This is a genomic window from Membranihabitans marinus, assembly GCF_019802045.1.
Classification (GTDB): domain Bacteria; phylum Bacteroidota; class Bacteroidia; order Chitinophagales; family Saprospiraceae; genus Membranihabitans; species Membranihabitans marinus_A.
In genome coordinates this window covers 261,015-274,952 of the sequence record NZ_JAHVHU010000008.1, presented here as the reverse complement: position 1 = coordinate 274,952, position 13,938 = coordinate 261,015, and the positions used below count along the sequence as shown (strand labels likewise).

Sequence of the window (13,938 nt, the reverse complement as noted above, 5' to 3'; positions counted from 1 at the left end):
CAGCCGAGATCACCGATACGTAACCTTCGGTTTTTTGGAAAACGATTGGAATGGATTTCCAAGAGCTCCCGGGGCAGCATTTCTTTTCCATGAGCTGGAGCTCCTGCTCCCCGGGGTGTTGTAAGAGTTAATTTTTTTCCTATCTTTAGTAGAATACATTTATTGTTTATGCGTCGACCTCTGGAACGTACCGTGATATAAACACATTGATTATGAAATACCTGATTCCACTTTTGATTCTTTTCGTTTCTTGTTCTGGCGAGCAGGATACTTCCATTTCTTTATCCGACGATGCTACCGTGATCAGCGAGGTAAATATAGTCGATGTGCGTGATGGGTCTATTCATTCAGACATGCATGTAGTGGTGGATTCCGGAATAATTACAGCTATCCTGGATGAGTCAAGCTCCTGGCCCGACAAAACCAAGGTCATTGAGGGAGACGGTAAATACATCACGCCCGGATTGGCGGAAATGCACGCCCATATTCCCTCTCCCAATGAAGGCGAAGATTGGATCGAAGACGTGTTGTTCCTCTATCTGGCCAATGGCGTAACCACCATCCGGGGCATGCTGGGCCACCCGCGGCACTTGGAATTGCGTCAGGAAGCACAAGAAAATAGCATTCTCAGTCCCCGGATATACACTTCCAGCACTTCCTTCAATGGGAATTCTGTTCCTACCGTGGAAGCCGGGCGCCAAAAGGTCCGTGATTCCAAAGAAGCCGGGTACGACTTCCTGAAGTTTCATCCGGGCATTAAGAGAGACGTGCACGATGAAATCATACGAACAGCCAATGAGGTAAACATCCCCTACGCCGGGCATGTGTCTCGTGATGTGGGAATCCGACATGCGCTGGAAAGCAATTATGCCACCGTGGATCATGTGGATGGCTATCTGGAAGGCCTGGTACCTAAATCTGCTGGCGTGGATCCCAATGACAACGGTTTTTTTGGGTACAATTTTACACATCTGGCCGATCCGTCTATGATCGATGAATTGGTCCGGATGAGTAAAGAACATCAGGTGTGGGTGGTGCCTACCCAGGCTTTGTTCGAACGGTGGTTCTCTGCCCTTCCCACGACCGACCTGGCCTCCGCTCCGGAGATGAAATATATGCCAGCATCAACAATCAAAAGCTGGACCAACCGTAAAAATGACATCACGGATGGTTCCCGGTTCAACGCTGAGACGTGGAACCGCTTCAATGAAATCCGTCGCGAGTTAATTCTCAAGCTCCATCAGGATGGTCAGGGTCTGCTGTTGGGCTCAGATGCGCCGCAGGTATTCAATGTGCCCGGTTTCGCCATCCACCATGAACTTCAGTACATGCTGGATGCGGGACTAACTCCGCTAGAAGCGCTACAGATTGGCACCATAAATCCCGCCGTTTTCTTCGGTGAAGAAGGGAACTATGGAGAGATTATCGAAGGCGCCAGCGCTGACTTTATCATGACCGATAAAAACCCACTTAAAGATCTGTCCAATCTTCAGCATCCCGACGGCGTCATGGTTCGCGGCCGCTGGCTGAGCCGGGACGAAATGGATAAAAAGCTGGCAGACCTGGCAGCAAGAAACCAGGATAGGTAGTTGGGACGCTACGCTTTGGAGTGCTTCCCTACTTCATAGCTGTGGGGTAAACTCCGCTTTGGTTCAGTTTTGATTATTGAGGATACGGTTTAAGACGAGTCGCTAGCCGTTAGCTAAACGGCCAGAAACGGATGACTACTGCGTACGTCGGTATGTGGGCGAGCCTATAAAACCTATACCCCATGCCGCGGTACGCGGTAGGAACCTAGAATTTAGTGTTTGAGGACCTTAATGCTTCATTCCCCTATATGCTAACTTTTCAAATCGCTACCACCACAAATAAGTTTAACCACAGGCACTCTATATCTGGCAAACAAAACATTCATCATCAACCATTTATAATCAATAATCACTACCTCAATCCCAGCACAAAGTTTTTAAACTTATCTGTTCCGTAATTCGCCATCCCTTTATGAGTCATTTCCAGATTACCATTGGCACCGATGATGTAGGTGGTCGGGATGGCCGAGGAATGATACATTCGGGGCAATCCGGATTTGACCCGGTAAATATTAAAATCATACCCTTTGCGTTTCCGGTAGTCGATTGCTTTCTGAAAATCGTCGTCCACCGACAACATCACGAATTCTACGTCCGGACCATCTACCTCGTCATACAAAGACTGAATTGAGGGCATCTCAGCAATACAAGGCGGACACCACGTCGCCCATATGTTCATAAAAATGACCTTGCCTTCGAAGGATTTCATTGACACCGTCTCACCGGCTTCATTGACGAGATCAAAGTTTAAGTCTGCTTTCTCCGATGCTGAATCCGAGACACTGGCCTCGGCCTGCTCTATTTTGGGATTCATCACCCCAGTGGCCAGCAAGCCCCGCTGCACAAACCCTATCACTTCCGTATGAAGACCGGTTAGGTAAAGTGTGAGGGCAACCACTGCCACCACACCAAACTCGATCAGATTTCTTTTTGTTTTTTTCTTCATTTCTTAATCATTAATTATTGAAAAATATATTCTGTTCCGGGTACCGTAGAAAACGAATACGGTCCGAGCGATTCACAATATGCCCGTTCTTCCAGAACCGGAGACACAGGAGAAAACTTCCCCAAATACTCTTCCACCACCTCATGAATCGTATAGTCCTTAATCTCCACGTCGGATACCCCCTTCATGCGGCAGAGGGTTTCGAGGGGTTCTCCGGCCCGCAGACAAGCGGATATTGTATATGATTCATCATCGTCGATCGGTTCTCCATTCACGGTGATCGACTGAATCCGTTCGTTCTTATCGTTCTCACTGTTGAATTTTACTTCCATCCCTGAAAACCGAACCAACCAGCCGCCAAATCGTTCGATGGCATTCTGCGCAAAAGCATTGTGCATTTCTTGTTCCAGCCAATCCTTAATCTGTCGGCCTGTAGCTTTACCCATTTTGACCCGTTCATTCACAGGCAGCATATTCCACAAATTAGCCCGGGTAATGGGTGCCGTCTTTCCGGCTTCCGGCACAATGGGATTGCCAAAGCGGAACCCATTGGAGATCGAAATATCCGCTCCGGTTTTCCATCGGGCTGCATCAGTGATCAGATTGTCCATCGGTGTTTCTACGGTCAGATATCGGTACATTGGGGTCTGGGTGTACCCGATCACGGCTTCCAGGTATTTTTCATACGGTTCTTTGGCTTTATCAACCATGGCCTGCAAGGCCGGGTCTCCCGGGTATCTTACCGGATCCACCTCGATCAATTCGTATTCATCGTCGACCAAATGGCCATCGACCACATGCAAAGTCAGTTTCCCTACAAAAGATCCAAACGCACCAGGTTCCGTCACTTTGGCATATTTTCCTTCGATCATTTCACGGACTCTTTCGTGGGTGTCATTTCCAAGAATATAATCCACATTTTCAGCTATCTGATTGTTGGCCAATTCCACCTGCTTGAAAATACCAATGTGCGTGATCAAAAACATCACATCAATATCTTCCTGCACCTTAAGATCATCAATCATTTTCTTGACGCTGGAATTGATACCGCTGAATTCAATGCCTTCACTGAAGGTCGGGTTCTGCCGAACAGGAACATCCGGATCGTTTATCCCAACAAAAGCCATCCGCACTCCTTCCATCTCCGTCACCCAGTAGGGTGGAAAAAGATGATCCTTCGTGTCATCATCGAACATATTCTGTACCACTACCTGCGTACCATATCCATCCATGATCTCCATCATGGTTTGTTTGCCATAGACCACTTCCCAGTTGCCGGGAATGATCACATCGTAGTTCATCGCTTTGATGAGTTCCGGAAAAATAGCCCCTTCAGATAGGGCGGCGTAACCACTTCCTTGAATCAGGTCTCCGCCATCCACCACCAGCGTACGTCCGGGATTTTTGGCCCGTTCTTCATCAAACAGGGTCTTGATACTAGCGAGTCCACCCCTTTCCTTGATCACAACGTCCTCATTTTCCCAAAACAATTCCGGGTGCGCATCCAGCTGACCGTGAATATCGGCGGTCTGAAGAATGGTTATCTTGGTGGTGTCCCCTTTAATGGCCGATGCGGTTTCCGCAGAAGCATTATTTTGAGATCCACAGGAATACAATAATGGTATGGATGCGAGAAATAGGATTAAAATAGAATTCTGTTTCAAATTATTAAATAGCATGAATTGAATGTTTTTGGAATTAAAAAAAAATTGGATCTATTACAAGCTTAGTATAAAAAAGCCCGCTTTCTGTAGTTCCAATGCATGCAAAAATGCATTGTCCACCACTTCAAATTCTGGTGGAATATCAGCCGGATCTACCTTCATTTTTTTAAGCGCCATGGCGCATACGGCAAGCTTCATAGAGGAACTGCGTGCCATTTTGAGCACTGGTTTCATCCGTTGATAATCGGTCAGCTGCACCACTTCCGGACCGTACAGCACCACTTTAAACTGACCAAAGTTGTCACCATCTTCCTGGGCCAGTGATTTGGAAGCCAGGCTGATGGGTTGAAACTGCGCAACCTTATTGGTCAGTACCGCATAATTTATTTTGGTGCTCGGAGTCGATTGTCCGTTTACCGGTACGACGGCCAACCCATAGAACAACATCGCCCCCAGTATAATCATTAGATTTTTCATAGTCCTAAACTTTTATAGCCCATTTTCTGCATTTGTAGATTATATAAGATCCCATTGTCTACCGTGGACAATTCTTCGGGTACTTTATCTGCATCAACTTTGAATTTTTTCAATGAAAACCCACAAGCAATTAACTCGACCCCAAGTTTCGACGCTTTTTCCAAATGAGGCTCCATCTTACTCAGGTCGGTAACATCCCCGATGTTTTTTCCGCAGATAATAACCTTAAAAGCACCAAAGTGTGCCCCATCTTCTTTTTTCAAGGCTTCTGCACTTAATAGTATCGGTGTAAGTTGTTCTACTTTCTTGGTGAGTACCACATAGTTTTGTGGTTCATTCTGCGAATTGGTTTGTGCAACTATAGGATGAACCATGGCAACAGCCAACCAGAATAATGAGATTTGAAACATTATTTTCATAATAATTTAGTTTTGAATTTGGTATTAAAGTCATTGAGCACGAAAAAAAGCAGTCCGCCCAGAATAGCTACATTCTTGAACAACGGTCCAAGCGTAGTTATCTGACCGACCTGAATGGTCAGCGTGATGGGTATTAAAATAGCGATCAGGACCAGCGCGGCCCAGCGCGTTTTGTACCCTGCCAGCAAGCTCAGGCCGGCGACCAACATAGCAATTCCGGATAGGATGACCAAAATGGTCGGGTCCCCAAAAAAATAGGCAAAACCTTTAAAGCTGGCTTGGTCGATTCGCCCTACCGTTTTTTCGGTGTTCACAAGATGGCTAAATCCTGCGACCAGGAAAATACCACTGACCATCATCCGCAATAGATGTACAGACCACGGGGTTACTGTGATTTGATTCTTCATAATTTTGTATTTTAGGTAAAGACAACGGGATGTTGCCGTTGATCAGGAAATTACATGATAAATTCGTCTGCTGTCCCGCGGTATAAAACCACGGACTAAGTTGGGAGCCATCGGTTGATCAGTTGAACTGACACCTCGGCAATTCAGCATATAAAGTTTAGTAAGACGGGGAGTTACACTTGTGGAGGGGGATAGTGCGTATCCAGATATACCGTATAGGCCGGCAACGTTCTAAATGTTTTTGCATTTAAAGAGATGGGGTTATATTGGTATTCAACACCATCTACATCCAGATAAAGGATTGAAGAGCAAACTCCGTCCAGTACGTTGATTTGATTGTCCACAAATTTCTGGATACTGGTTTCGCCAGCCGTACCGGAACCATTTTTGGATTTACAGAATGGATTGACCAACACATATTCTTCTCCTGCCATCGCCGTAATCATCCACTGACCATCGATCAGAAGGATTTTGACTGCGAAAGTCATGAACAGCAAGAGTGCTATGGTGTGGTACAACTTCATATCAAAAGCAAATATAGTGAGCTGATTTCCGATGGTGTGTGACCTAGGTTACAATCCCCTATTTTTTTCGTAATTTACTCAAAATTGGACCAATGACAGAGATAAATAAAATCATACGCGAACTCGACCATTTGCAGGAATCCGCCAGAACTTTGGAAGCTACATCACCACATCGCGCTGTACTCATGGAGGAAGTAAGGGGGTATGCAGAAGATTTTTTGAATAAACTTCCAGAGGCCAAGGCTTTTACAAATGATGGCTTTGACCGGACCGAAAAAGATGATTTCTTTTCCATTGATGAATCTGGTGAAACGCTGTCCGACATCCTGTCTTTCATAAAGAAACGTGTCAACCATGCCGGTTTCAATAGTGCATCTGGTGGATACATGGGCTACATTCCCGGTGGTGGCATCTACGAATCAGCGCTTGGAGATTATATGGCTGCGGTCACCAATACCTATGCCGGGATCTTTTCAGCTTCTCCCGGCGCTGTTCGAATGGAAAATTCACTCATTCGATGGGCCGGCGAGTTGGTGGGATACACGGCTAATTTTGGAGGAAACCTCACCTCCGGTGGCAGTCTTGCTAACCTCATAGCCATTTCTGCGGCCCGAACCACACATGGTATCAAAGGAAAAGACCTTCATAGATCCATCATTTATACGACCAGACATACGCACCACAGCAATCAAAAAGCCCTCAAAATATGTGGTATGGAAGAGTGTCCAATCCACTATATTGATCTGGATGAAAACTACCGCCTGGATGCAGATCAACTGGCAGACCGGGTCCGATCGGATCGGGCATCCGGACTCAATCCGTTTCTTGTGGTCGGCAATGCCGGCTCCACGAATCAAGGCGCTGTCGACCCCCTGAATGAGATCAGCCGGATTGCCAGTGAAAACAAGATGTGGTTTCATGTGGATGGGGCGTATGGGGGCTTTTTCCTATTGACTGATCACGGAAAGAAAAAACTACAAGGCATCGAAAAAGCAGATTCGGTGATTCTAGATCCACACAAAGGATTGTTTTTACCTTATGGCACAGGGATGGTTCTGGTCAAAGAAATACGGCATTTGTTAGCTGCGAACAGCTTTGAAGCCCACTACATGCAGGATGCCCGGGAACACCAGGAAGAATATTCACCCGCCGAACTTTCGCCGGAGCTCAGCAGACATTTCCGGGGAATGCGGATGTGGTTGCCCCTGAAGCTCTACGGTCTAGAGCCATTTAGAAAGAACCTGGATGAAAAGATATTATTGGCCCGGTATTTTTACTGGAAGATCAAAGCCCTGGGATACGATACGGGACCCTATCCGGACCTGTCGATCGTGGGATTTCGATATGTACCTGAAAAAGGAGACGCCAACGAATGGAATAAGAATCTGGTGAGGCACATCCAGGAGGATGGCCGGGTGTTCATCTCCAGTACCTTTATAAAGGACATTTACGTCATACGATGTGCTATTCTTTCATTCCGGACGCATCGAGAAAAAGTTGATTTACTACTTGATATTATCGAAAAATATACCAAGAAACACTCGACCTCCACAGTTCAATAAAAAAGCCATGGACAGCAGACCCGCCCATGGTTCTTAGATTAATTAAACCTTAGTCGTCGTTTTAATCTAACTCCTTACATTATTGCTTGATAAATCGGCCCGTTTTTCCGTCTGCCGTAACCACATAGGTTCCGGGGGCCAATCGTCCTACGTATATATTGCGCCGATAGTACCCAAATCGCACCGTCCGTCCTTTCATGGATGTAATCCGATAAGGTGTTCCGTAAGGCACATTTGTTAGCCTAATGTAGTAACTCGCCGGGTTCGGGGCGATAATTATTTGTGCCGGATCTGGTTTCGGATCTGGTTTTGGTTCTGGTTTTGGGGGAGCCGGTGGATTGTTATCTGTAACGTCTTCGCCCGGCTGATCGGGTGTTGGATCTGTGGGATTAGCAGAAGGTTTGCAGTCGGCCACATTGAACACAAAAACTTCAGAGGCATAAAAACTTCCTTCTTTGGTGACGGCTTTGACAAATACTTTGGATTCTTTTCCACTCGTGCTGAAGTTGGACGAGAAACTCTTTGCCGCCCCTGGTTTCACGGTCGTCACACGCTTGTATCCTTTCCCGTCGGTGCTTTGATAAACTTCAAAGTTTTGAATCTGGCCTGTATTGGTGGCTGTCCAGGTCGCTTTTAAACTGGTGCAATCGCTTTGGCCGTTTACTTTCAAGTTTTGAACAGCAACGGTAGCGGGTTTGCACACTTTTTTACCATTGCTTTTATCCCATTTGCAACTTGAGGAGCGGCCTTTTTTTGCATAATCCCAGGTCATAAACCAGGTGTCATAACTCCGGCTGCTCCCAAAACTATATTTTCCTTTCTTATAACCAAAGCCCATTCGCCAACTATTATCATATGTGCATTTCAGAAAATTTTCACGGTGGCCATTGTTACAACAGGCCAGGTCATCGTACATCATCCCAAAAATAGCCCATTCCATGGCACCTTCAATGGATTTGGAGGTGTTGATCGCGATGTTCTCTGAATACCCCGTCAAACAGCTTCCCCAGGAACCGACTTGTTCGGATATCCGTGATTTGGGCGATCCGGTACAGGACGATTGGTGTGTAAACTGGTTGCATGAGATCATTTTACAACTGTGGTTCTGTGCAGCGGTAACCACACTGGCGTCCAGTGGGATATCGACAACTTTAATCCCATATGCGTTGGCGTACGCTTTCCGCAATGCAGTAATGATCTTATGGGCATAGTCCACCGGGTCCGAATAGTAGGCAGGATGTACATAATCGCCTATGTTTTTCTGACCAAAAGCGACTCGTTCTCTTTTAATCGCTGCGTTTACATTGGCTTCGAAAGATTTCTTAAAATCGTAGCTGACATCTTTCTTGGGGCTGGGCACACAAACACGCCGTGTCTCAATCCGATGATCGAGGTCTTGATGTACCCCGGGCCCAAACTCCTGAATTTCCTGTGAAAATCCTTTTGGGACACAAAATATCATTGAGGCTACGATGAAAATTATTGCTTGTAATCTATTCATATAACTATTTTTATTTTCCTTAATTTATTGTTAAGCAACTTTACACTTTAAAGTAACTGGATCGGAGCTAGAATATTGAGTCGCAAACTGTTAAAGGTGCAAAATTAACATATATACAACCTGCATCCGGGCCTCCATTAACCTCCGGATTTTTTGACATCCGTATATCCAGATTGTTTCAGCAGTTCGATGACTTTATCCCGGTGATCGCCCTGGAGCAAAACTTCCATATCTTTTACGGAGCCACCGGTACCGCATTTCTTTTTCAGGTTTTTACCCAGTTCTTCCAATACGGTCTCCTCCCCTTCAAATCCTACGATGCGCGTCACTTCCTTATTCCCTTTGATCCGATCCAACCAGACCCGAAGTCGTTGTGCCTCAGGCGCGGGTGTAAACTCGGGATCCTGATCGAAAAACTGATTTACAAAATCTGGATTAGTGGAATAAACCGTTCTTTTCTTTTTTTTAGACATGGTATGTTTGATTTTTAATACCGAAAAGACAATTTTCTGCGCAAAGAAAGTTATTTTACCTTCAGCGCACCAAATAATCAATTCATTATTATTGATGAAATATGATAAAATAGCGACACTATTGCCTCATTGAAATATAATTTATTAAATGGCAACACACCGGGACTGTACCTCCGCATGTTAGATATTCCAAACCGACTATTATTCCAGTGTGGAGGAAGAAGCCCAAACAAATGCAGCGGAACATTCAAGAATAAAAACAGATTACTAAATTATATCGATTTAAAAAAATTAAATTTTGATTGCACATAAAATTTTTATGGTTCGACCGGCCCATTTTGGTTTCAATCCCGAAACCGCTGTAAATAATGTATTCCAACAGGAACCTGGTTCTGGTGTCGACAATCTACAACAACAAGCACTTGATGAGTTCGACAATATGGTCATAAAGTTGCGACAAGCAGAGATTCAGGTGGACGTTCTTCACGACAATCTGTCCGAAAAACGACTGGATGCTATTTTTTCCAACAATTGGATCAGCACCCATCCGGATCAGACACTAATAACCTACCCCCTGTTCTCTCCCATCCGGCGCAAAGAACGAGATCCGCGACACATCCGATATATTGCAGATCATTATCAGGTACGAAGTCACCTCGCCATGGAGTACTATGAACGGGAAGGTTACTTTCTGGAAGGTACAGGGAGCCTGGTCATCGACCATGAATACGGTCTGGTCTTCGGGAATCGGAGTCCCCGTACCCATGAAGTCCCTTTTACCCAATTCTGTCTAAAAATGGGGTATACGCCCGTACTGTTTGATGCTGTTGACCAGAATGACATTCCGGTCTATCACACCAACATCGTGCTGGGAATAGGCCGCGGATATGTAATCGTTAACAAATCAGCCATCCCCGCCTCCGACTGGTCAAAGTTAGCGTATTACTTCAATCAAGCCGACAAACAAATCATCGAGATTAGTCACGATCAAATGAATTCATTCGTCGGGAATTCCGCATTTCTTCATAACGCAGCTAAAGAACCATTCATCGTTCTTTCTCAGACCGCCTATCAAGTACTTTCTTCCCGGCAAAAAGACCAACTCGCTGACTTCGGTCAACTGCTCCCTTGCCATTTGTCGACGATAGAACGCATTGGTGGTGGAAGCGCCAAATGCATGATCACGGAAAATTATTTAATACCCCGATGGCCGGAAGGAAGGAACTTTTGAAAAGGCGATCGATTGGTATGATTTCTGTACCTGTATGTTTCTGATGGCCAAAGGGGATAATTTATCTCCGTAGGTAGCACTTGTTATGCCTGTGCTTTATATATTAGCACATGTTTCCATTAATAAGCAGCTAAAATGACTATGAATTTACCACCAGATTTTAAGATTGGACTCACTTTATCCGGTGGTGCATCCTATGGAATAGCTCATGTGGGTGTGGTTAAAGCCTTGCGTGAATACGGGATCGAGCCCCACATTTTGTACGGCACCAGCGCGGGTGCTATTGTGGCAGCATTGTATGCTGGCGGGGCCAGTATTCGGGACATGAGAAGGTTTATCAAAGAGAATAATATTCTCAGTATGCGTAGACTTCGACTACCGAAGCTAGGTTTTATTCCTCTTACGTATCTGGAAAATCGACTCACAGACTACATTCCTTTCGAAAACCTGGAAGACTTACCTCGCCGAACCATGATCGGTGCGACCAATCTGGAAACCGGCCAACATGAGTCGGTGGAATCAGGTCCAGTCTCGAAGGCTGTGGCGGCATCCTGCGCAATTCCCGTTTTTTTCAGACCCATCGAACACAACGGTAGTTTATTTGTAGATGGCGGCGTTTCCAATAATATGCCTGCTTTTCCCCTGCGTGGGCAGTGTGACTTTATCATAGGGAGTGATGTGGTCGAAGCCAAACAGGTGGACCGCAAATACATCAATGGTTTCAAAAGATTACTGGAGCGAACACTCACTATATCGTTAGCCAATCGAACCGTTATCAATTACAAGGATTGCGATTTTGTCATCCGGCCAAAAGGCATGTATCAGTACGCCAAATTTGATTTTAGCCGCAGCGATGAATTTATAGAATATGGCTACCACCAGGCCCTGATTGACCTTCCAAAAATCCTGGAAGGAATTCGAAAAAAAATTAAAGAGAAAAAGGAAAAGTCATCCGTGATGCCATAATGGCTGTGAGCACGTCCCTCAATTAAGTTCTACAGCAAATGCCCGGCCATCATCCAGATCAACCTGTATGTCTTGTTTGAGTGTCGTCGCCAGTGAGATACCCACGTAATCCACATTGACCGGAAACATCTTGTGTGTACGGTCCACAAGCACAGCGGCTTCCAGTCTTCCAGGCACAATCTCCATGAGTGGTTTCGTTGCGTAGAACAGAGTGCGTCCGCTGTTCGCTACATCATCGACCAAAATAAGTGTCTTACCGGCTAAGGTGTCAACATCCACAGAAAGGGTAATGTCTTCCTCCAGCGGACGGGCGGTATTGAGTCGGACATTGATTAACCGGACTTCCGCACTTCCCATAGACTGCATCTCTTTTTGGATCAGTTTTGCAAACCGGAACCCATTATTATTAATGCCGATCAGATATATCACCTCTTGATCATAGTTGTGTTCCAATATCTCGATGGCCAGTCGTTTAATTTTCTGTTTGACCTGTTTGTGGGGAATGATTTCCATATATTTACACTTATCATACTATTTACAAATGATTACATCCAAGGCGCTCAGTACCTTGGATTGGGCTAAATTATTTAAATTTTCCCTTAATTTACTGTTTATTTGCTATATCTTGATCAGGAATGAATTCTGCAAATTTCTTTGAATGACATTAAAATGGATATTGGACAAATTATTTTTTTACTATTACTCATTGTAGTGTTGTACATCTCTGCTAAACTGTACAGCAGAATATGGCGCAATATCCACCTGGGGAAAAAAGAATCATTGCGGGATCAGCCTGCCCGCAGAATCCGCCAGGTTTTATTGGTTGCCTTCGGACAGAAAAAAATGTTTAAACGCATTGTACCGGCCATTTTCCATTTATTTATCTACCTGGCCTTTTTGCTCACACAGATCGAATTAATTGAGATACTCCTTGATGGTCTGACCGGCAGACACCGGATTTTTGCCACCTCACTGGGTGGGTTTTATACTTTTGTCATCGGTTTTATAGAAATTCTCTCCGTTCTTGCACTGATCGCCACGATCGCATTTATCGTGCGACGGGTTATTTTAAAAGTTGCTCGTTTCCAGCAACCTGAAATGTGGGGCTGGCCGAGTCGTGATGCGCTGATTATTTTAACGCTCGAACTCGTCCTTATTTTTGGCATATTAACCATGAACAGCGCCGATGTCGTCCTACAGGCTCGAGCGGTACCTCACTTTCCGGATACTGGTGAATTACCCATATCGGGATGGTTGGGACCAGCACTATTGGGGGGGATGGAAACTTCGACCCTGATTATCCTGGAGCGGTTCGGGTGGTGGTTGCACATCCTGGTCGTGTTCGGATTCCTTATATACTTACCCATCTCCAAACACCTTCATATACTACTGGCATTTCCAAATACCTATTTTGCCCGACTGGCGCCCAAAGGAAAAATGAAAAACATGCCGGAGGTTATGAATGAGGTCAAGTCTATGCTGGGGTTGACCGAAGAGGAAGATGCGCCCCCCATGACGGATGAATTGCCCGAATTTGGGGCAGCCGACGTTATGGATCTCAGCTGGAAGAATGTGCTGGATGCATACACCTGTACCGAATGCGGACGATGTACGGCAGAGTGCCCGGCAAACATCACCGGTAAAAAATTATCTCCACGTAAAATCATGATGGATGTGCGGGATCGCGCTGAAGAAATCGGAAAGACCCTGGATACTAATCCGGAAATGACCAGGCAAAATTATGACGATGGGAAAAATTTGTTTGACAGAATTACCCCCGAAGAATTACATGCTTGCACCACCTGCAATGCCTGCGTAGAAGCGTGTCCGGTATTGATTAACCCGCTGGATATTATTTTACAAATGCGCCGCTATGAAATATTAACCCTGGCTTCAGGTCCATCGGATTGGACGTCAATGTTCAACAGTATGGAGAACACGGGTGCGGTATGGCAGGTTCCCGAAGAAAGGGATGCATGGACGAAGAATGACTAGGATAGACTAGGATGGGTAGGATGGACTAGGATGGGTGGGATGGACTAGGATGGGTAGGATGGACTAGGATAGACTAGGATGGGTGGGATGGACTAGGTTGGGTAGGATGGACTAGGATGGGTAGGATGGGGTAGGATGGACAGGATGGACTAGGATGGGTGGGATGGACTAGGATGGGTAGGAT

The 13,938-nt window shown here is 45.6% G+C and carries 14 protein-coding genes; 5 read left to right on the top strand and 9 right to left on the bottom strand.

What is annotated here, in order from left to right; genetic code table 11:
* Nucleotides 1-212 precede the first annotated feature (212 nt).
* Nucleotides 213-1,589 (top strand): amidohydrolase family protein, encoded by a 1,377-nt coding sequence (locus tag KUV50_RS09920; RefSeq protein WP_222579983.1) that lies wholly within the window; start codon nt 213-215, stop codon nt 1,587-1,589.
* Between the two features lie 352 nt (nt 1,590-1,941).
* On the opposite strand, the gene KUV50_RS09915 is transcribed toward KUV50_RS09920, so the two are convergent.
* The 6 genes from KUV50_RS09915 to KUV50_RS09890 form a co-directional block, all read right to left on the bottom strand.
* On the bottom strand, nt 1,942-2,535 hold the full coding sequence (locus KUV50_RS09915; protein ID WP_222579982.1) for a TlpA family protein disulfide reductase: 594 nt from the start codon (nt 2,533-2,535) through the stop codon (nt 1,942-1,944).
* A gap of 14 nt (nt 2,536-2,549) precedes the next feature.
* On the bottom strand, nt 2,550-4,214 hold the full coding sequence (locus tag KUV50_RS09910) for a bifunctional metallophosphatase/5'-nucleotidase (RefSeq protein ID WP_222579981.1): 1,665 nt from the start codon (nt 4,212-4,214) through the stop codon (nt 2,550-2,552).
* A 39-nt stretch (nt 4,215-4,253) separates the two neighbouring features.
* Entirely contained in the window at nt 4,254-4,676 is a 423-nt protein-coding gene (locus KUV50_RS09905; RefSeq protein WP_222579980.1) for a DsrE family protein, read from the bottom strand.
* Nucleotides 4,673-5,095, bottom strand: coding sequence for a hypothetical protein (locus tag KUV50_RS09900; RefSeq protein ID WP_222579979.1), 423 nt, complete (start codon nt 5,093-5,095; stop codon nt 4,673-4,675). The genes KUV50_RS09905 and KUV50_RS09900 overlap by 4 nt, the downstream gene beginning before the upstream one ends.
* Nucleotides 5,092-5,502, bottom strand: a complete 411-nt coding sequence (locus KUV50_RS09895) for a DoxX family protein (protein WP_222579978.1) — start codon at nt 5,500-5,502, stop codon at nt 5,092-5,094. Before KUV50_RS09895 ends, KUV50_RS09900 begins: the two co-directional genes overlap by 4 nt.
* A gap of 173 nt (nt 5,503-5,675) precedes the next feature.
* Nucleotides 5,676-6,026: a hypothetical protein gene (locus KUV50_RS09890; RefSeq protein ID WP_222579977.1), complete on the bottom strand. Its 351-nt coding sequence runs from the start codon at nt 6,024-6,026 to the stop codon at nt 5,676-5,678.
* Nucleotides 6,027-6,118: 92 nt separating this feature from the next.
* Between KUV50_RS09890 and KUV50_RS09885 the strand changes: the two genes are divergently transcribed.
* On the top strand, nt 6,119-7,588 hold the full coding sequence (locus KUV50_RS09885; protein WP_222579976.1) for a pyridoxal phosphate-dependent decarboxylase family protein: 1,470 nt from the start codon (nt 6,119-6,121) through the stop codon (nt 7,586-7,588).
* A gap of 79 nt (nt 7,589-7,667) precedes the next feature.
* Here KUV50_RS09885 and KUV50_RS09880 read toward each other — a convergent pair whose 3' ends face one another.
* A complete protein-coding gene (locus tag KUV50_RS09880) occupies nt 7,668-9,089 on the bottom strand; it encodes a hypothetical protein (protein ID WP_222579975.1) in 1,422 nt (473 codons plus the stop codon).
* A 137-nt stretch (nt 9,090-9,226) separates the two neighbouring features.
* Nucleotides 9,227-9,562: a translation initiation factor gene (locus KUV50_RS09875; RefSeq protein WP_222579974.1), complete on the bottom strand. Its 336-nt coding sequence runs from the start codon at nt 9,560-9,562 to the stop codon at nt 9,227-9,229.
* Nucleotides 9,563-9,860: 298 nt separating this feature from the next.
* Here KUV50_RS09875 and KUV50_RS09870 point away from each other — a divergent pair, with 298 nt between their 5' ends.
* Both KUV50_RS09870 and KUV50_RS09865 read left to right on the top strand, forming a co-directional pair.
* Nucleotides 9,861-10,793 (top strand): arginine deiminase-related protein, encoded by a 933-nt coding sequence (locus KUV50_RS09870; protein WP_222579973.1) that lies wholly within the window; start codon nt 9,861-9,863, stop codon nt 10,791-10,793.
* Between the two features lie 141 nt (nt 10,794-10,934).
* Nucleotides 10,935-11,759: a patatin-like phospholipase family protein gene (locus KUV50_RS09865; protein WP_222579972.1), complete on the top strand. Its 825-nt coding sequence runs from the start codon at nt 10,935-10,937 to the stop codon at nt 11,757-11,759.
* 18 nt (nt 11,760-11,777) lie between these two features.
* On the opposite strand, the gene KUV50_RS09860 is transcribed toward KUV50_RS09865, so the two are convergent.
* Nucleotides 11,778-12,272, bottom strand: a complete 495-nt coding sequence (locus KUV50_RS09860) for a phosphoribosyltransferase family protein (RefSeq protein WP_222579971.1) — start codon at nt 12,270-12,272, stop codon at nt 11,778-11,780.
* A 156-nt stretch (nt 12,273-12,428) separates the two neighbouring features.
* Between KUV50_RS09860 and KUV50_RS09855 the strand changes: the two genes are divergently transcribed.
* Complete coding sequence (locus KUV50_RS09855) at nt 12,429-13,754, top strand: (Fe-S)-binding protein (protein ID WP_222579970.1); 1,326 nt, start codon at nt 12,429-12,431, stop codon at nt 13,752-13,754.
* Nucleotides 13,755-13,938: the final 184 nt, after the last annotated feature.